Source organism: Candidatus Nitrosocosmicus franklandus, from assembly GCF_900696045.1.
Taxonomy (GTDB): Archaea; Thermoproteota; Nitrososphaeria; order Nitrososphaerales; family Nitrososphaeraceae; genus Nitrosocosmicus; species Nitrosocosmicus franklandus_A.
On record NZ_LR216287.1, the window covers coordinates 2,763,476 to 2,781,757 of the forward strand.

At 35.4% G+C, this 18,282-nt stretch carries 19 protein-coding genes; 10 read left to right on the plus strand and 9 right to left on the minus strand.

All coding sequences use genetic code 11. From position 1 onward, the window contains the following. Positions 1–54: 54 nt before the first annotated feature. The 3 genes from NFRAN_RS12950 (at position 55) to endA (ending at position 2,343) form a co-directional block, all read left to right on the plus strand. Complete coding sequence (locus tag NFRAN_RS12950) at positions 55–1,071, plus strand: homoserine dehydrogenase (protein ID WP_134485379.1); 1,017 nt, start codon at positions 55–57, stop codon at positions 1,069–1,071. 70 nt (positions 1,072–1,141) lie between these two features. Beyond that, positions 1,142–1,792 carry a DUF47 family protein gene (locus NFRAN_RS12955; protein WP_134485893.1) on the plus strand — a complete coding sequence of 217 codons (651 nt, stop codon included), beginning with the start codon at positions 1,142–1,144 and terminating at the stop codon, positions 1,790–1,792. Continuing rightward, positions 1,792–2,343: a tRNA-intron lyase gene (gene endA / locus NFRAN_RS12960; protein ID WP_232038036.1), complete on the plus strand. Its 552-nt coding sequence runs from the start codon at positions 1,792–1,794 to the stop codon at positions 2,341–2,343. The genes NFRAN_RS12955 and endA overlap by 1 nt, the downstream gene beginning before the upstream one ends. Before the next feature lie 37 nt (positions 2,344–2,380). On the opposite strand, the gene NFRAN_RS12965 is transcribed toward endA, so the two are convergent. The 4 genes from NFRAN_RS12965 to NFRAN_RS12980 are packed head-to-tail and all read right to left on the minus strand — an operon-like array spanning position 2,381 to position 6,198. Then, entirely contained in the window at positions 2,381–3,061 is a 681-nt protein-coding gene (locus tag NFRAN_RS12965; protein WP_134485381.1) for a hypothetical protein, read from the minus strand. 49 nt (positions 3,062–3,110) lie between these two features. Next, positions 3,111–4,649: a UDP-N-acetylglucosamine 2-epimerase gene (locus tag NFRAN_RS12970; protein WP_134485383.1), complete on the minus strand. Its 1,539-nt coding sequence runs from the start codon at positions 4,647–4,649 to the stop codon at positions 3,111–3,113. Further along, positions 4,646–5,083, minus strand: a complete 438-nt coding sequence (locus NFRAN_RS12975; protein WP_134485385.1) for a hypothetical protein — start codon at positions 5,081–5,083, stop codon at positions 4,646–4,648. Before NFRAN_RS12975 ends, NFRAN_RS12970 begins: the two co-directional genes overlap by 4 nt. Positions 5,084–5,130: 47 nt before the next feature. After that, complete coding sequence (locus NFRAN_RS12980; protein WP_134485386.1) at positions 5,131–6,198, minus strand: galactose-1-phosphate uridylyltransferase; 1,068 nt, start codon at positions 6,196–6,198, stop codon at positions 5,131–5,133. Positions 6,199–6,431: 233 nt separating this feature from the next. Between NFRAN_RS12980 and prf1 the strand changes: the two genes are divergently transcribed. Then, positions 6,432–7,709: a peptide chain release factor aRF-1 gene (gene prf1, locus NFRAN_RS12985; protein WP_134485388.1), complete on the plus strand. Its 1,278-nt coding sequence runs from the start codon at positions 6,432–6,434 to the stop codon at positions 7,707–7,709. On the opposite strand, the gene NFRAN_RS12990 is transcribed toward prf1, so the two are convergent. Then, complete coding sequence (locus NFRAN_RS12990; protein ID WP_232038037.1) at positions 7,701–9,005, minus strand: alkaline phosphatase family protein; 1,305 nt, start codon at positions 9,003–9,005, stop codon at positions 7,701–7,703. The two genes, prf1 and NFRAN_RS12990, sit on opposite strands and share 9 nt — an antisense overlap. A gap of 126 nt (positions 9,006–9,131) precedes the next feature. Here NFRAN_RS12990 and NFRAN_RS12995 point away from each other — a divergent pair, with 126 nt between their 5' ends. Further along, the gene (locus NFRAN_RS12995; protein WP_172602357.1) at positions 9,132–10,142 is read left to right on the plus strand and encodes an exonuclease; all 1,011 of its coding nucleotides are present in this window, start codon (positions 9,132–9,134) and stop codon (positions 10,140–10,142) included. 2 nt (positions 10,143–10,144) lie between these two features. On the opposite strand, the gene NFRAN_RS13000 is transcribed toward NFRAN_RS12995, so the two are convergent. Beyond that, the gene (locus NFRAN_RS13000; RefSeq protein WP_134485392.1) at positions 10,145–11,224 is read right to left on the minus strand and encodes an LLM class flavin-dependent oxidoreductase; all 1,080 of its coding nucleotides are present in this window, start codon (positions 11,222–11,224) and stop codon (positions 10,145–10,147) included. A 202-nt stretch (positions 11,225–11,426) separates the two neighbouring features. Between NFRAN_RS13000 and NFRAN_RS13005 the strand changes: the two genes are divergently transcribed. Further along, complete coding sequence (locus NFRAN_RS13005; RefSeq protein ID WP_134485393.1) at positions 11,427–13,202, plus strand: SDR family NAD(P)-dependent oxidoreductase; 1,776 nt, start codon at positions 11,427–11,429, stop codon at positions 13,200–13,202. A gap of 13 nt (positions 13,203–13,215) precedes the next feature. Here the strand turns inward: NFRAN_RS13005 and NFRAN_RS13010 are convergent, their stop codons facing one another. Beyond that, positions 13,216–13,431, minus strand: coding sequence for a hypothetical protein (locus NFRAN_RS13010; protein ID WP_134485395.1), 216 nt, complete (start codon positions 13,429–13,431; stop codon positions 13,216–13,218). 61 nt (positions 13,432–13,492) lie between these two features. Between NFRAN_RS13010 and NFRAN_RS13015 the strand changes: the two genes are divergently transcribed. The 4 genes from NFRAN_RS13015 (at position 13,493) to NFRAN_RS13030 (ending at position 17,424) form a co-directional block, all read left to right on the plus strand. Further along, positions 13,493–14,179 (plus strand): diphthine--ammonia ligase, encoded by a 687-nt coding sequence (locus tag NFRAN_RS13015; protein ID WP_134485397.1) that lies wholly within the window; start codon positions 13,493–13,495, stop codon positions 14,177–14,179. Between the two features lie 7 nt (positions 14,180–14,186). Continuing rightward, positions 14,187–15,551: a signal recognition particle receptor subunit alpha gene (locus tag NFRAN_RS13020; RefSeq protein ID WP_134485398.1), complete on the plus strand. Its 1,365-nt coding sequence runs from the start codon at positions 14,187–14,189 to the stop codon at positions 15,549–15,551. 277 nt (positions 15,552–15,828) lie between these two features. After that, positions 15,829–16,716: a hypothetical protein gene (locus tag NFRAN_RS13025; RefSeq protein ID WP_134485399.1), complete on the plus strand. Its 888-nt coding sequence runs from the start codon at positions 15,829–15,831 to the stop codon at positions 16,714–16,716. 21 nt (positions 16,717–16,737) lie between these two features. Next, positions 16,738–17,424 (plus strand): hypothetical protein, encoded by a 687-nt coding sequence (locus NFRAN_RS13030; protein WP_134485401.1) that lies wholly within the window; start codon positions 16,738–16,740, stop codon positions 17,422–17,424. Between the two features lie 50 nt (positions 17,425–17,474). Here the strand turns inward: NFRAN_RS13030 and NFRAN_RS13035 are convergent, their stop codons facing one another. Continuing rightward, positions 17,475–17,669 (minus strand): 30S ribosomal protein S27ae, encoded by a 195-nt coding sequence (locus NFRAN_RS13035; RefSeq protein WP_134485403.1) that lies wholly within the window; start codon positions 17,667–17,669, stop codon positions 17,475–17,477. A 31-nt stretch (positions 17,670–17,700) separates the two neighbouring features. Continuing rightward, entirely contained in the window at positions 17,701–18,075 is a 375-nt protein-coding gene (locus tag NFRAN_RS13040) for a hypothetical protein (protein ID WP_134485405.1), read from the minus strand. Between the last annotated feature and the right edge of the window lie 207 nt (positions 18,076–18,282).

Sequence of the window (18,282 nt, forward strand, 5' to 3'; positions counted from 1 at the left end):
CAGAATACAAATTTTATTATAATCTCTACTTATATTAATAAAAAGACAAATCTAATGAGGATAATCGTTTGCGGTTTGGGTGTTGTAGGACAAAGCTTCCTAAAATTACTTTTGGCAAGTTCTACTTCTTTATACAAAGATTATGGAATTAAACCTAGAATAATTGCCTGTGTTGACAGTAAAGGTATTGCATATTCACCAACCGGTCTTGATTTAGAAAAAGTCCTAACAACCAAACAAAATTTTGGTAGTTTAAAAGGTTTTGATGGACCTAAGCTAGACTATGTAAATTATATAGAGGACCTAGATGCAGAAGTATTTTTGGAGCTTACACCTACTAACCTTCAAACAGCAGAGCCAGGCCTATCGAATATTATTTCTGCACTACGATCAAAAAAAAATGTTATAACAGTCAACAAGGGTCCCCTTGCCTTATCGTTTTCTTCACTAATAGAACTTGCAGACTACAATAATGTGATGCTACGTTTCAGCGGAACAGTTGGTGGTGGTACCCCAGTTTTGGAATTTGCAAAACATTGTCTTAAGGGAGACAAGATTACGTCATTCACTGGAATTTTGAATGGAACGACAAATTATATACTTACTAGGATGGCAGACGGGTTGCCATTTCACGAAGCCCTAGATGATGCTAAACAGAAAGGATATGCAGAAGCAAACCCTTCGCTTGATATCGACGGTGATGATGCGGCAGCCAAGTTGGTAATTATGGCAAATTGGATAATGGGCTACAAAGTAACGCTACGAGATGTAGACAAAGTCGGAATCTCTAACGTAAAACAAGAAGATATCAACAAGGCAGCCATTGAAAAAAAATCCATAAAATTGATTGCCAAGTGTGACAAAAATGAATTATTTGTAAAACCGATTCCTATTTCAAAAGACGATCCGATTTATGTAAACGGAACATTAAATGCGGTTACTTTCAGATCTGAACACTCAGGCGAACAAACCATAATTGGAAAGGGAGCTGGTGGTATGGAAACTGCAAGTTCTATTTTAAGGGATCTGATAGAGATAAGACAAAACATGACAACTTATGAATTGGTCTAGCAATTCAGTATTAATCCCATTGAACCGGATAAAAAAGAATTTAAGAACAGTGGGACAATACAATTCCTATATGTATAGCGGTGAGCTGGAATTCCAGGCAAAGAGAAAAACGATAGCCATATTACAAGAACAAACAAACAAGATTCTAAATTTATCAAGAGAAATGGCATTGATGACTAATGCGATATTTGAAGGAAATAAGACAAAAATGGCAGAGTCTTTTGAACGTATGACATTAATCGAAAATGAAATTGTTATACTAAGGAAACAAATTACTAGAGAGGTCATAGCTATTGGAAGCCTTATGACATATAGAGAGGATTTGTTGAGAACCGCATATTTTATCGATGAAATATCTGGATACATAGGAGGCATTTCGTTTAGATTATCAAATATTGACCCACAGGTTATTCGAGAAAGGTTTGAGGTTGATTTAAAAAGCATGGTTGACATCATTATTGACGTTATTTTCAAGATAAACGAAATGTCGAGGACTCTCACCATAAAACCAGAGCACACAATAGAACTAGCAGGAGAGGTTCAAAAGATAGAATCAGAGGTGGACAAAAAATATAGAGAAATGACTATCAAAGCATTAGATTGTGTGTATAGTCCAAAGGATTTAATACTTTTTAAAGATACTATTGAAGGGATTGAAGGCATGGTTGACAAATGCCAACAAGCATCTAATTCCTTCACAATATTAGCATTAAGTATTTGATGATGCAATTTACTGGCCAGCTAATTGAAAATAGAATCTTCATCCATGATTTAGATGAATCAAGAAGATTGTTTGCTGATGGGTATTATGGAAAACCGCTTGGAATTTCAAAACCCAAAAATGCCGATTTCAACTCTCCACTTGTATTAGACCTCATTGAAGGCTATTATCTGATATTAAAGAACAAACTCTACGTTTTTAAATATAATGGGACCCCTGTATCTTCAGATGAAATCCTAAAAGAGTGCAAAAAGCAGTATGTAAATTTCAAAGTAAAATATAAAGTATTTGAAAATCTCAGAGATAAAAGTTATGTTGTAACACCTGGTATCAAATTTGGGTGTGATTTTGCAGTCTACATTCATGGTCCTGGGATAGACCATGCCCCCTATCTGGTAAAAGTTCTACTAGATAATGAAAAGATCACAAGTATTGATATTGTACTTGCTGGTCGACTAGCAACTACAGTTAAAAAGCAATTTGTCTTGGCCATTGTCAATGAGAAAGAAGATACACTAAAATTTGTAGGATTTGATTGGTGGAGGGCGTGAATAGAAGTAGGAAAAAAATCTCCAATTATTCTAGGTATCATTTTACCGACTTTTTTGGTAAATCAAATTTGACATAATTTTCTCCAGAAATAGTTAATCTTGTTGTGTACTTTTCAGATCCTGGTTCTAGCCATCCTTTATAACGGATAGAATTCTTAACAATGTCAATAACACTGGGCTTTTTCTCGTTTATCTCTTCATAGCAAGATAGAATTTCACCAAATTTGACCTCTGGTTGTTTATTGTATTTTGTTAGATAATAAACAAATAGAGTAGATTTTTCATAATGGTTAGAAGGATTCTTCTCCCTATAAAACTCTCTCAGTCCAGGTTTGTCAGCATTTGCCTTCAAGTCAACGGGGAGTGGTGGGATATTGACGGATACTTTGGGGATTGAATGTTTTGTAGTTTTACCAGAAATTGGAACTTCTGTGTGTATATCGAGTGTGGAGGTGGTTGGCATATTCTTAGTCCTAAGGATATGTATTTTATCACCCTCCGAAGGAAAGGTTTCCAATGACATGTTTGTACTTGGTGTAAATTGGTTGCTCGTATCTAATTTTGGAAGATTTTCCTTGTTATTAATGATAACTTCTTTAATAGCTATCTTAAATATTTCTTCAAATTTTTCTAAATGCTTGTCTACAAACTCTTCATTTCCCTCTAATTCAAATAGACCTTCCTTCAAATTAATCCGGAATTTTGTGTCAGAGGTCAACAAAATTTTTCAAATTGATAATTATATAACTATTTGCATTAACTCATAGTTAAAGATAATCAAAGTCCTCTACCTCTTGCCAGTAATGTAGTCTTTGATGAAGCCAAGGGAAAAAGTTACTTTCTTTTCTCTCAAATTCCTTTTTCAATATCCTTATAATCTTCTTGGATACTTGACCTGGTTGGCCATAGATCTTTTTCTTTTTCCTAAAATCAAAGCCAAGGTCCTCTCTTTTTTCGTAGACAGCAGAAACAATTCTTGGTAGCCAATATCTGTTTATCGGAGGTACCAAAACATTTCCCTTAGCATCAAAGATCGTTTCTGGCCTATCGGTGTTAAAACGCACAGTGAAGGAACAAACATTGCGAAAATACAAGAGCTCTTCTTGCATCGACCCTGAATCAGTAATTTCAGCCCAACATTTCCCGCTATCCAAGAACTCTACCACGTTGCCATACTCTTTCCACAAATTAGTAATCAAAAATTTATCTGGATAGGTCTTTTCAAGTTCCAATAGTTTTGTGTACAAATTATATCTATTTAGAGCTGATATCGTACCGTTTAGTAAAACCAATACGATCTTAAACCTGGTCTTTTGAATCAGATCGACAAGACCTCCCATAATTGCATTGAACCTATGATTGGTCAAATTCTCCCTCCTATGTATATCCATGCGTATCCAGTCTCCAGATTCCAATTGTGGATACGACTCAAATATACTCTTTCTAATCTTGGTTTTTCTTTTCAAATCAATGGCATCTACTACGGAATTTCCTACTACATTAATATCTTCATCAGGATACCCTTCTCTAATGAGATGTTCTTTATTTAGTTTGGTGGGAGCAAAAAAGAATTTAGTCCCTGATGAACATATCCAGGTATCTATTTGTTCGGGAAATGGTTCTTCTCGAGTTAAGAACCATTTGACTGATAATTGATCAGTAACGAACTTTTCAATAGTATCATAACTAGGTACTCTATTAGCCTTAATATCTACAATACTTACTGGACTCATAGAACGGAGTCCAGATTCGTTTTGTCCTACCTTCTGCCCCAATCCAAATACCCATGACAAAGTAGCTACTCCTGCGACCAGCGTATCCCCATGAACAATCGGCAAAATTCCTTTTCCATGCATTCTATTCTTAAGATACCGTCCAAAGTATCCAAATTTGAGCATTAAGTCGCTGGATTTCTGAATAAGATCTCCTCTAATTTGTAAGTCACAAATAATGGATTCATAGAGGTCAAATTCCTTAATACCGTATCCCAGTAGGTTATCATAGTGTTGTCCTGTAGAAATAATAAATGAAGGTAGGCCCTGTCTTTTTGCTTCTATCAAAAGAGGGGCTTGTTTATAGAAATCAGGCTTGGTACCGATTACGATTGCAAGAGCTTTATCATATAAATAGCTATTTGAAAAAATAGATTCTAAATTTTTCCTGTTAACTAGTATTGGTAGACTCTTCTTGCCTACATTAATTTCTTGTAGATTCGACAAGTCGATCTTTACATCATATTGGTTCTTTCCAATATGTTCAGTTTTTCTTGACTTTCGGATATCCAATTCATCTCTCAAGAATTTCAAATATCATTTTTTCTTAATGATCTATAATTGACATGTCTGAAATTCACATACCCAATAGCAAGAAGTAATACACCAAATGCGCTAAAAATCCAAGGAGAATTGGCAATCCACCATGGTAACTCAACAGTTTCTATCATAGGTATTAATGTTGAAACGTAAAACATGCCGAAAATCAAGATAATTCCTGATACCAATACCAAGATAGAAGATAATCGCGAACCTTCAGATAATTTGCTTGAAAAAAAAGACAGAGCTACGGCTGGCGCTATTGATAAGAAAATAACCTGAAAATATGCACTTGAAGGCTCGACTGTTGTTGTAGGCCCAGTTCCATCTGGGCCTATCAAAAAATTGAAAAATCCAACGGAGGTGAATATGAATAATAGAACAAGACCAAATACTGCGATAGATAACCATTCGCCAGAGCTAAACATTCTCTATAATTCTAGTCATAATTACAATATTTTAATATTGTTAAAGACTAGATGACCCCAATTAATCGAGCCAATTCTTTTCTTGAAGCTTCTCCTAATAATTTGGCCGATTCCTCTGGTGTGGGAGTATTTACAAAAATCCCAAATCCTCTTTCTAATCCAGACCACGAAGTTACAAGAGGGTAGATTTCCAAGTGCCAGTGGAGCTGCCGACTGTTCTTCTTTTCAGGAGAAATATGAAAAGCAATGTTGAAATCCGTAGTACCTAATACTTTATCCATTCCCCGAAGTGAAGAGCTGACAACGAGTGCAAGGTCTTTAATCTCCTTTTGAGTTGCCTTCGAAAAAAAAGTTGAATGTTTTCTTGGACATATCCAAAATTCATAATTATAAGTAGGAGCCCAAGGAACCAAAGCAATGAAATTGTCGGTAGAGAAAAGTTGTCTTGGACCATTTATCTCAGTTCCAATCATGTCACATGCCGGACAACTCCCACTCTCATTCATTGACTGATGAAAAGTCTTTGCTTCTTTTTCAATAATTGGAGGGATGGCTGAAAAGGTTGTAATATGAAAGTGTGGATGTTTTATCTTGTTGCCGTCATTTAATCCTCTGCTTGCATAAATTGCTACATATGTTACTCCTCTTTGGCTATATAGCCATCTAACCCTGTCTTGTAAAACCAGCAATAAATTCGTCCATTGGTCGACTGATAATTCCGAAAGTGCAATGTTGTGTTCAGGAGTAGGGACAACGATAAGGTCATAACCGCAAGCTGGCTCTCTATAAAATGGCTTATCGGAGTATTGGTGATTTGATACAGAAGTTACAATAGGATCTCTACATTCAAAGACACGAATGGCCCAATTTTGATTTTCTTCTTCTGTAGTATCATATAGCCTTTGCAGTATGCCTTCTTTTACAACAAAGGATAAAACCAAATTATTGCATTCCTCGACTGAACAGGGACAGTATGGACATTCACGAGAATCGGTCTTAGAAGTGGTTTGCTGTTCATTGTAAATCAATTCAGAAAATTTATTTATTTGATCAAAATTATTTGGTATTAAAACATACTTGTCAGGTACATAGTAATCTTTTCTTAACTCAGACAATTCTTATACTTAAAAGGTTCAGTAGTTTGTTTTAATTAAATATTATGTATCCTTTTTTGCTGAAAGCGGATCTTTCGTATATAAATTGTTTAAGAAAAAATTTTAACTAGTCTAGAAATTTATGGTTTTGTAACATATTTTGAAAAATGCAAATAACTTGTTTGTTTGAATTCAACCGCTTAATTCTTCATTTTATTACCAAAAATTAAATTATGTGAGAGTGCATAAAGACTATGCCGCAGTCGACCACCGCTGAGAAATGGGATTCAGTAAAGAAATACAAACTTACTAAAATGCTAAATGACCTTTCCAAGATTACAGGTCACGGAACGGAATTAGTAAGTGTTTATATACCACCTAAAAGACCAATACACGACGTTTTATCTCAGTTAAGAAACGAGGCCGGGACTGCCACTAACATAAAATCAGATCTGACAAGAAACCACGTCCAAGACGCTCTAAACAAGACAATGGAGCAACTCAAACTCTATAAGGAACCACCCGAAAACGGACTGGTAATTTTTTGTGGTGCAATCCCTACTGGAAAAGGCATAGGGACTGAGAAGATTGAGATTTTTACAGTAATTCCCCCAAAACCTGTGCAGATTAATCTGTATAGATGTGATGATCATTTTTGGCTTGATCATATTAAAGAGATGCTGAAGGATGATAGAACAATCGGAATAATATCGATAGATACGCAAGAGGCTGGTTTAGGAATCCTCACCGGAGATAGATGGGAAACGGTAGAGACTCTCACATCTGGAGTGTCTGGCAAGCACAGACAAGGAGGACAATCAGCAAGAAGGTTTGAGAGATTACGGGACAATGAGTTAAATGAATATTATCGTCGCGTTGCTGATTATGCTCAAAAGATCTTTATCGATGAGTATACCGTTAAAGGTTTGATAATAGGGGGTCCAGGTCCAACGAAAGATACATTCATACGTGAGGAATATTTGGATTATCGACTACAGAACAACATACTCGCAACATTAGATACGTCATATTCTGGAGATGAGGGAGTGAGGGAAATAATTGACAAAGTAAATGAACAAGGGATAATGGCGGAATTCCGTTCGATGGAAGAAAAGAAAATTGTAAAAAAATTTATGAGCGAGATTTTTTCAGGCAAGGGGCTGGGTATATACGGTTTGCATGAAGTTGTTAATTACCTGAGAAATGGTGTCACTGAATCAATAATCGCAACTGATAATATAGATCTAGTTTACTTGGAAGTTATTTGCAACAAGTGTGGAAACATTTTTGAGAAATTTGTAGAAAGAGATCAACTTGTAGATAATAAACAATCAATATTGTCTTCACCTTGTGTCAAGTGTAGTAGTTTGGATTATCAAATAAAAGAAAAGGACTTTATAGATTATCTAGATGAACTTGCATCATTGTCAGGGACAAAGTTAGATATCATATCTTCTAAAACAGAAGAAGGGGCGCAAATTGAAAGTCTCGGCAAAATAGGTGCCTTGTTGAGGTTCAAACCATTATCCTGATGTTACCCGATTGTTGTCCCTGTTGAAAATTCTCAATGCTTCTTCAATTACTTTGTATCCATATATTTTGCCAATCGAACCACGTTTCGAGTTTGATTCCGTAAAACGAGTGGTTCCATCTCCTGCAAGTCCTTTACCAGATATGAGTAGCGGTATAGGATCATCTGTATGTGCCTTTTTTATACAAGGGGTAGAATGATCTCCACAAATTATGAAACGGGTGTCATACTCGCCAGCTATTTCTTCTAATCCTTCACACAAAATTTTAAAGAAATGTTTATCAATCTCTTCGATATTCCGTTTTTTCCCTCTTGCATCACCATCATGCCCAAACTCATCTGGTCCCTTTATATGAACATAGATCAGATCATGATTTTTGAGTATTTTTAATAGAGTTTTAGCCTTTAAATCATAATCATTAGTAGATCCTCCTTCATATGCTTTCATTCCCACAATCTTTGAAATTCCAATTTCAACAGGCATGTCGACAAGCGAAGCAAAACTGAGCCCATATTTCTTATTAATATCGGCAACGAAAGGATATTTATTTCCCGCATCCCTCATTAGAATACAATTGATTGGTAAAAGACCTCTTTGCTCTCTCTCCTTATTTATTTGACAACCATCCAAAATGTCTATCACTTTATCTGAAAAGTCATTGACTATTTCTGAAGACACTCTAGAATTTTCGTCACGAGCTTGAGATCTTGTAACATATAAATCAGAATTTGATGTGTCTAGAGCAATTCCTATGCCGTTGACCTTATCATATGCAGGATCCGTGTTAGTAATGTTTTGACCCAATTTCAAACCTTTTCGTCTAAACCGCAATACTACCCTATGTCCTATTGTAGGTTCAATAGAATATTCGACATTATCCAACTTGACATTCTCTCTTATCAATTTACAAATCGCATTTGAATCTTCTTTTGATATATTCCTTCCAGCTCTCCTATCGATGATCTTCTTGCTTGTACCTTCAATGGTTGCAAAATTGCCTCTTAAGGCCAAGTCCCCATCGACAAAATCTATTCCACAGCCAATGCATTCAACTACTCCTCTACCAAAGTATTCTACATCTTTGAAATTATAACCCAGCATATTAAAGACCGCAATGTCTGATTGAGGAGCGATTCCATCTCCCACACTAATGACTTTCCCTGATACGCCCATTCTAGCAATCTTATCAAGATGAGGAGTATAAGCAGCCTCCAACGGAGTTAGATCATTTAGGTCTGGATGCGGTAAATCACCAACGCCATCCAACAATACGTACACGGTTCTAGCCTTTGTCAATATTGAGGTTTTCAGTTCATCAAATTTAATTTTAATGGATCTGTAATAACACTAAATAAATAGTCTCGACTGCTAAGGTGAACTGTGAGTTATCAGATATCTGTCGATTCCAGGAATCAAATATATTTGACCAGCGGGGAAACAAAAATATATTTAGATCCAAGGAATCTCTCTTCTGAGAATTTTGTATTTATCTCACACGCACATAGCGATCATTTAGTTAGTAAAAGCAGTCTAAAGAAATTAAATCTAAAGAAAAAAATCATGTGTTCTCAAGAGACTATAGCTATAGCAAACATAAGAGGGCATGTTTTTGATACTTTTGAAGATTGTCACGGGAATTTTAAATTTATTGACACAGGACATATCCTTGGTTCGCGAGGTCTTTTGATAGAGGATAAAATACTTTACACAGGTGATTTATCTATCAGAGAAAGAGCATTCATATCAAAACCAATTATTCCAAAAGTTGAAACGCTCATCATAGAATCAACATTTGGTAAACGGGAATATATTTTCCCCCCTCTAAACCGCGTAATCCATGAGGTAAATTCTCTTATTTCAAGCATGTATGATAGAGGAGTACCAGTCATCCTGATGGGTTATTCTCTAGGTAAAGCTCAAATATTAACATCCTTGTTTGGTTCATGGAAACCACTTATTGTTCATGACGAAATTTTAAAATTCAATCAGGTATATAGAAAATTTGGAATTAACTTAGAAGAAGAACTACCTCTTACTTTCGCCATGGAGAAAGGAATATTAAACAAAAAGCCTTGGATCCTTATCCATCCCTTAGTAAATTCGAATCATGTAATTATCAATATGTTAAAGAAAAAATATGGTGCAATAACGATTGGATTCAGTGGTTGGGGAGTGAAAAAGAATTACAAGTATATGATGAATCTTGATCATGTATTTCCATTTAGTGATCATTGCGATTTTAAGGAACTATTAGAAGTTGTTACTAAATGTAAGCCGAACAAGATTTACACATTTCATGGTTTTGAAGTTGAATTTGCGAGGGAGTTAGTGAATATGGGTTATGATGCAGAACCTGCAATCCATAGGAATCAATACCCCATACAAAAAGTCAAAAACAGCTCTAAAATAGAGCTAATGGACACCTACCTTTGATATTATTTTTGTAAACTATCAAAGTATGGTATAACTTTATTACCGAATGTCTCTATATTCTTGTATAATCCATCACCCCAGAATCTAATTATGAAATGATTAGTTCCTGCTTTTATGAATCGCTCCAGCATTTCAATTACATCGTCAGGGCTTCCTACTCCGATCGCAGTGCGTGCAACATCGTCTGGTATTTGCAATGATGCTTTTTTCATCTGTTCCATAAGTTCAGGCTTGTTCATGGCATATTCTGTAAAATACCTCCTAAAATCAAACTCGGAGTCTTGTTGTATATTGTGTACTTTCAAAAGTTCCGGTTTATATAGACTTACTTTGACGGCATTTTTCATCTTTTCCCAAGCTGCTTCACCATCTTCGGTAAAATAAACATCTACATCATTGGCAAACTCGAAATTTGATATATCACGACCGAGTCTCTTTGCATGATCTTTAATGATGTTTGCATGATTTTCGAAGAGTGCAGGTGTGTAACCTATCGGGATCCATCCATCGCCATATGTAGCACACAATTCCAATGTCTTTGGAGCACCCGCTGCTATATAAACAGGCGGTCTAGGCTTTCTTACAGGTTTTGCCTGCAAACAAGCTTCAATGAGTCGATAGTATTTTCCCTCATAATTAACTCGATTATCAGGACTAGAATCAAACAACTTTTCAATTACTTCAAGTTGCTCCTTAAATTTGGTAACAGGCTTACTGAATTCAATACCAAAGTCAACAACGTTCTGAGCTTCGCCTGCTCCAATCCCCAAAATTCCTCTACCTTTTGTTATACGGTCCAGTGTTACAGTAGACAATGCAATAGTAGAAGGATGCCTCCTTATTGCATCTGTTACGCAAGTGCCTAATTCTACCTTGTTTGTTACCGCACCGATTGCAGTTAATATTAACCAAGCGTCATTTACTACGGCGTTTTTCCACTGCGGTACATTGGTATGATCCATTGCCCATACAGAGTCAAAGTTTGTTCGATCTGCAATTTGCGCAGCTGTAATTACTTGTGTCTCATCCAAGCCCAACCTTGCAACATTTAGTCCAAAAGTAAGTCCAAATTTAATTTTCATATAATTACTTCCCCCAAAGAGGCAAATCTATTGATCAATCCATAATCGCCCATTTCTATATTAACAGAGAAATACAACTTATTTTAAAGTTTTATTGTGCGAAGAGAAACGTATTGTGTTTACCATAACAAATCACAAAATTATCCAATATTATTACCAATAAACAAATAATAATAATATTTAAGTCACAGTTATTATCAACATGAATGAAATTAGTAAAACTGTACTGGTTACGGGAAGCGGAACCGGAATCGGACTAGCTGTAGCAAAAAAATTTGCAAAAGCAGGATATAATATCATAATTTTGGGAAGAAGGAAAGAACCCTTGATTGAGGCAGCTGCAATACTTAATAGAATTATAAGTGATAATAGATTGAACTCCAGAGTAACTTACTTTCCAGGGGTCGATGTCTCAGACTTGGATGGACTTGTCACCATGTATAACGAAATCAAAAGGGAATTTGGACATATTGATGTTATAGTCAACAACGCTGGAGTATCTGGTCCAGTAAAGGTTTTTACTAATTCAAGTTACAAAGAATTTAAAGATTGCGTCTCTATCCATCTAAGTGGTACGTTTTGGACGAGTATTAAAGGGTTAGATGTTCTGTCAAAGTCTGGCAAAATTATTACAATATCTACTTTTTTTACGGAAGAGAACAAATTCGATCAGAGACCATATAGATTCAGGACCCCTTATACTGCGGCTCAGGGTGCTAAAAATAGACTCTCTGAGTGCTTTGCATGGGAGCTAGTGCAGCAGGAAATACATGCAATAGCAACAAACCCAGGTCCGGTTCATTCGGATCGAATTTACAAGACGGTCTACCCAAAGGCTGCGGCTGAATTCCTGAGAATAGGGGGCTTTGCTGGGCTGACAAATAAACAGGTTGAAGAAGTCACATCATCACTACTCCCATATCTTGGTGAAGATGCTGAAACAATACAATCCCAAACAAAGGAAGTGGCAAAGGGACTAGTAGAACAAGACCCGAACTTGAATGTAGACGAAGCTCAAAAATTGTTAAAGGAACTATTGCAAAAAATTCAAGAAATAGCAGAAAAGGTCCAAAGTAACACTAAGAAGATGATTGTTGACAACGAGTTCTTATCACAAGATGATGTTGCACATATGGTATTTACTCTCTCGGACGAAAGAAATGGAAAACTTCTAAATGGAAAAGTGATTCCAAATGATAGAGTTTTTTATCCTGTAAAACCGATTATCGAGAGAAAGCTAAGCTATGATCCCACCAAGACGTTGGAAAATAAGGTAATTCTAATTACAACAACAGCCACAGCCGATGAACAACTAAGAGATATTAAAGAACTTGCTACGGCGATAGGAAAATTAAACACCAAACAGTTGATAATTTTAACTGATAAAAACGAACATGCAGAACTTTCGGAAAAGTTATTTGAAGATTTTCATCATCACAACCTAGATCTTTCTAATGAGGACACTGTGCTGAAGGTATTTAATACAATCAATTCGCGATATGGAAGGGTGGATACAACTTTTCATTTTACCGGATCTTATGATTATGAAAGCGATTTTGTATCCCTTAGTGCAGATAAATGGAACCGACTGGTAGAACAGTTTATTTACATCCCTCATTTGATTACTAGAGAATCAGTGTTATCGATGACTTCCCATGAAGCCCTTGACAACCCTAAGCTTTTCAAAAACTCTAAAGGTAACGTTATTATCATCGGACCGAGTGCTCCAATTGGAAAAAAAATATCTGGAAGTGTAAGAGCCAGATCAGAAGTTTTCAGAGGAGCTTTAAGACCCTATGTAACTACAGTAAACCAAGAGTTACATGACGTATTGGATTCTGAGATCAATATGACACTAATCTTGCAGGGAAATGTAAGCGGAGAAGCACCAAATCCCGATAGACTAAGAGAAACGCTGATAAAATTAGGTTCGCAGGAAGAATTTAGAGATAATTTGATCTATTACATGGATGAATAATTTAATGTAAAGATTAATGATGATGCTCAGTGCTATGCAAACTATGCTTTTTTTCATACATAGCTGTCCATACGCCTATACCTATCGTGGCCAATCCTATAGCCATGATAATATAGTCAACGATGAATATTGTAGCCCATACTGAGTTTAGCAATCCAGCAATGAAAAACAAAAGACCTAGTATAAATACTGATAGCCCTGCCGCGATTTCAGAATTGAATCCAAGCATAAATCCAAAAAGAGGAATCTATTATAAATACTATTAGTTTTCCGGAATCAGGTAGCGAATAATGAATTTTGCAGCACTATTTTCTGGAGGAAAAGATAGCACATTTGCTATAAGCGAATTGGTACGACAGGGGCATAATTTGACCTGTTTGATAGTAATGCAACCAGCTAATGATGAAAGTATGCTTTTTCATTATCCCTGTACAAAAATACTAAGAAAAATTACAAAGGTTTTCGACGTTCCCGTAGTCCAATTGCAGTGCAGTTCTCCTGATAAAGATTCTGAATATGAACAATTACAAAGAGCTATAGCAATAGCCAGTTCCTCCTATCCCATCACCGCCATCAGCAATGGTTGTATTAGTAGCAAATTTCAATACGACATAATTCACAAAATCTGCAGAGAGATTAATTTGACTGTATTATCCCCAATTTGGCAGATTGAGAGTGATTTTTATTTCAATCAATTACTTGATCAGGGATTCGAGATTATTATTACCAGGGTAGCTGCATCAGGATTAGATAAGAGTTGGTTAGGAAAAACAATCGATCGTTCGAACTATCTTAAATTGAAAAAATTAAGTGAAAAGTTTGGATTCAATCTAACTTTTGAGGGTGGAGAGGCTGAAACGCTAGTTTTGAATAGTCCAATATACAAGAAGAAAGTCGTTGTAAAACAAAGTACTGTCGAATGGGACGGGTTGAGGGGAATATTTGAAATAGCAGAAGTTGATCTAATAGAAAAGTAGATACTATATGCTTGATAGCCTAAAGGACAATTTACGCTCAGCCCTGAAAAAAATAGTTGGAGCTTCAGACGTAAATGAAGAATTAATCGATGAATTATGTAAGGATTTGCAACGTGCTCTACTTGCAGCTGATGTAAATGTAAGATTGGTTCTACAGATAACAAAGAATTTGAAAGAGAGGGCACTTGTTGAAACACCCCCTAAAGGATTGTCAAGAAAAGATCATATTATTACAATTCTGTATGGAGAACTCTCAAGCCTGCTGGGCTATAGTGGAGAAGTAATCCGCACTATTGATAAGAAAAAAATAGAAGAGAATTTAATTGCATTTCACCCAGATAAAAAAAATACCATACTGATGCTTGGAATTCAAGGGAGTGGAAAAACCACTGTTGTTGCAAAGCTAGCAAGATGGCTTTCGAAACATGGATATAGGGTGGGAGTTATTGGAGCAGATACTTGGCGACCGGGAGCATTGACTCAACTCAAGATGAATTGCAGTAAAATAAATACCCAGGTTTATGGGGAAGAGAATAATAGCAATGCATTAGAAATTGTTAAGAATGGATTAAAGTACTTTGAATCTGAGCCTGTAGACATAGTAATTATCGATACAGCAGGCAGACATAAAGAAGAGCAAGGTTTGTTAGATGAAATGAAATCAATGTATTCCATAGTTACTCCAGATCAGGTTTTCCTAGTCATTGATGGAACTATCGGACAACAAGCCTATAATCAGGCAAGAATCTTCCACGAGAATGCAAAAATTAGTGGCATAATTATAACGAAACTAGACGGAACAGCAAAAGGTGGAGGAGCACTAGCAGCATCAGCTGCTACTGGCGCCAAAGTTTTGTTTATAGGAACAGGTGAAAGAATCGATGATCTAGAACAATTTTCTCCTACAAGTTTTGTTGGGAGATTACTTGGCATGGGAGACATTAAGGCGCTGCTAGAAATGGCAAGGAGCCTCGAAATTCAGTCAGACGAGAATCAAGCTAAAAGGCTTATGAGTGGAAAGATGACAATTGAGGATTTTTATTCACAAATGGAAAACATGGGAAAGATGGGATTTCGAAACGTAATAGAGAATTTGCCGGGACTATCAAACTTTGTCAAGGACGATCATCTTGATGTTTTGCAGCAAAAAATGGAAAAATGGCGTTACATTATTCAATCCTTCACAACTGAGGAAAAAAAAAATCCAGATATTATTCATGAGTCTAGAAGAAAAAGAATAGCTAGAGGAGCTGGCGTGATGGAACACGACGTCAAAGAATTGATTAAGCAATACAATAACTCTAAGACAATGATGAAACAAGCAAAGGGTCGGCAAATGCAAGGACTTATGAGAAGATTTGGTCTCGGATAGACACCTAAGTATAATAAGAGAAAGGAAGAAAAAAATAGAATCTAATTGCATTTTTGAAATTAATCTCTGCAAATATTGTTACAAAAGGAATTTCGGAAAAAAAAATCATTCAGTAGCGAGACATTTCACTAATATCCACGTTCAATCAGCATCTAGAGGAATTTGTTTTATATGCAAGAATTTTTTCCATGAAAAATTCCCGAAAATTATAGATAATATTAAATCCCAACTATCCGAATTTACGGATTATCGACCAAATATAGAAATTGGAACTATTTTGAATTATCAATTTTATGAAAATGAGGATTTCCTTAGGTCCATGTTTCAAATTCGTGGAAAACCTAACATAAAATATGAAATCAATTCGCTTATAAGAAAAATGATCGAAAATCATACAGGTTGTAAAATAGATCATGTTAACCCTGAAGTTAAATTTGAACTTGTTGTACAAGGTGATCTCTCATATTCTATTAATTCAATAAATAAGGAATTTTATTGGTTGGGTAGATATCGAAAATTTAGGAGGGGGATTCCACAAAAAAATAGAACTAAAGGAGAGAACACTGCAAATTCGGTATTTGATGAGAAAGAGTACAAATGTCGTAACCAAAGTATTGAATCATTTATTAAAGATATAATGAGTCAGACCTACAATATAAATTCATTAAAAATTAGTTGGACAGGGGGAGAGGATAAAAATAGTCTTGTTATGGGCAAAGGACGGCCCTTTCTAATAAAGTCAAATAGCAATAGCTATTGTTCAAATAAGAATTATAAAGATATTTTTACTAGTAACGGCATTGAAATAGAATTTGAAAGAATCGGTCACAAAGGTGTTGTAAGTATTCATAGGTATAAACAACTAGTTAGGATATTACTAAAACTTGAAAAAAAAATAGATGATACTACTGATCTGGCAGAAAAAGTAAGCGGTTTGGTTGGGGATGTGCGGTTCAGGGTAAAAAATAAGACGGTTACCCGTAGAATATATGAAGCAAAAATCATTTCTATAAGAGATAAAGATGTAGAATTATTATTGAATATGGATAATGGTGTCCCAATAAAGCAATTTATAGGTGGAAAAGATCCCATTGAGCCTTGTATCTCAGAGGTTCTGAATATGAGGTGTGAGTGCATATACTTTGATATTATAGAATTCACATAGGTTAAATATATAAGAGTACGTATGAAAAGGATCAATCCGTTCACCTTACTTGAAAAATATATTTGCGAAGGAACATTAGATAAGAAATTTTACAGCGAGTGTATGAAAAGAATTAAAATAGTTGAAGATGCGGTGGGAAGAATTGAGAAAATTACTCGTTTGGAATATCCGGATTATTATGTAGAACCAGCTTTGACCTTAAGTTCTTCTGAGATGGAATTTGACCAATACAGTGTATTATATGCTAGAACTATACCCGTTTGTACAAGACAGAACCAGATACGAATAATTATTCAAATCTCATTGCCCTTGATCCTTTACGGATTGAAAGGAACTATTCATGCAGTGATGGCTCACGAATTTACACATTATTTAGATCTAATAAGAAAAATTATTAATTTAGATATTAGTTCCGACCATATTCCACAGACAGGTTTTGAAATGAGATTCGCAGATAACGAAAAAACTATTGATTACAATTTAGTATTTAAAGACGATCGATCATTAAAGAGAATGCTGAATACGAAATTTAACCACGGTTTGATAGATCCTAGGTTAGACAAGAAAACCAAGACAAACTGGATAGAAAAGAAGCTTCCCATAAAGCACATTATGATAGCAGATAACTATACTAGCTTACCATTTCAAGCGATTGTAAATACACCCATAGCAGAACAGTTAAAGATCAAATTGTTGGAATGGAGATAATTGAATTTACTATAAGATATGTGTAGATGTTATTATCTAACTTTACTCTATTATTTGGATTTCTTGGTTTGATCCTTCTGAAATTCCGTATAACTACACTTCCCACAAGTTAATCTATCCTTATGCACTGCCATAAATACACCCTTGCCACATCGTGGGCATTCTCTCCTAATTCTTTCAACCTTATCACCACTGATCTTGTAGAATTTCGAAATGCTATTTTTTGTATTAGATTCTTTACCCATATTCGTTCAGATCTTCATAAATGCCAGAATTTTACTTCTTTTTTGATTTTGCGTCGGCTGCAGCAGCTTGTTTTGCTTTAAGTTTGGCTGCTTTTTCATCATCTAGAATTTTCTTACGCTCTTCTTTGCTCATTATTCTCAAAAATCGATATCGTGGCAACTGTTTTTTTGCATCCTCAATATCATCATAATAATACATTAATGCTAGTACATCAGGATTGCCATATTCACTTCTTAATGCTATCGGTATCAAATTTTGCTTCGTAATATGCAATTTCTCAGCTATTAAATTTGCCGCTTCATCTTTGCGTATGGACCCTATCGCATTCTTGATTATTGATTTTATCTCTCGACGTTTCAACAGTACGTTATTGTTATCTTCTAATAGCACAACTTCTAAACTCAATCTATTCCAATTCTAGTCATAGATTATTTAATATATGTATTACTGAGTAATTAAGAGCCATAGTTATATAAAACAAGATAAAGATAAACATATAATGCATGTACGTAACCTTTTACTTCTATTTGCCACCCATCTCTCCGATCTGACTGGAATCCTCTGACGCTAATTTAACATTACAATCTTTTTGATGGAAGTTTTCGGATAATA

What these genes read in the sequence shown, in the direction of transcription:
- NFRAN_RS12950 (WP_134485379.1), top strand. Translation starts at nt 55, where the DNA reads ATGAGGATAATCGTTTGCGGTTTGGGTGTTGTAGGACAAAGCTTCCTA.
- NFRAN_RS12955 (WP_134485893.1), top strand. Translation starts at nt 1,142, where the DNA reads ATGTATAGCGGTGAGCTGGAATTCCAGGCAAAGAGAAAAACGATAGCC.
- endA (WP_232038036.1), top strand. Translation starts at nt 1,792, where the DNA reads ATGATGCAATTTACTGGCCAGCTAATTGAAAATAGAATCTTCATCCAT.
- NFRAN_RS12975 (WP_134485385.1), bottom strand. Translation starts at nt 5,083, where the DNA reads ATGTTTAGCTCTGGCGAATGGTTATCTATCGCAGTATTTGGTCTTGTT.
- prf1 (WP_134485388.1), top strand. Translation starts at nt 6,432, where the DNA reads ATGCCGCAGTCGACCACCGCTGAGAAATGGGATTCAGTAAAGAAATAC.
- NFRAN_RS13000 (WP_134485392.1), bottom strand. Translation starts at nt 11,224, where the DNA reads ATGAAAATTAAATTTGGACTTACTTTTGGACTAAATGTTGCAAGGTTG.
- NFRAN_RS13005 (WP_134485393.1), top strand. Translation starts at nt 11,427, where the DNA reads ATGAATGAAATTAGTAAAACTGTACTGGTTACGGGAAGCGGAACCGGA.
- NFRAN_RS13010 (WP_134485395.1), bottom strand. Translation starts at nt 13,431, where the DNA reads ATGCTTGGATTCAATTCTGAAATCGCGGCAGGGCTATCAGTATTTATA.
- NFRAN_RS13015 (WP_134485397.1), top strand. Translation starts at nt 13,493, where the DNA reads ATGAATTTTGCAGCACTATTTTCTGGAGGAAAAGATAGCACATTTGCT.
- NFRAN_RS13020 (WP_134485398.1), top strand. Translation starts at nt 14,187, where the DNA reads ATGCTTGATAGCCTAAAGGACAATTTACGCTCAGCCCTGAAAAAAATA.
- NFRAN_RS13030 (WP_134485401.1), top strand. Translation starts at nt 16,738, where the DNA reads ATGAAAAGGATCAATCCGTTCACCTTACTTGAAAAATATATTTGCGAA.
- NFRAN_RS13035 (WP_134485403.1), bottom strand. Translation starts at nt 17,669, where the DNA reads ATGGGTAAAGAATCTAATACAAAAAATAGCATTTCGAAATTCTACAAG.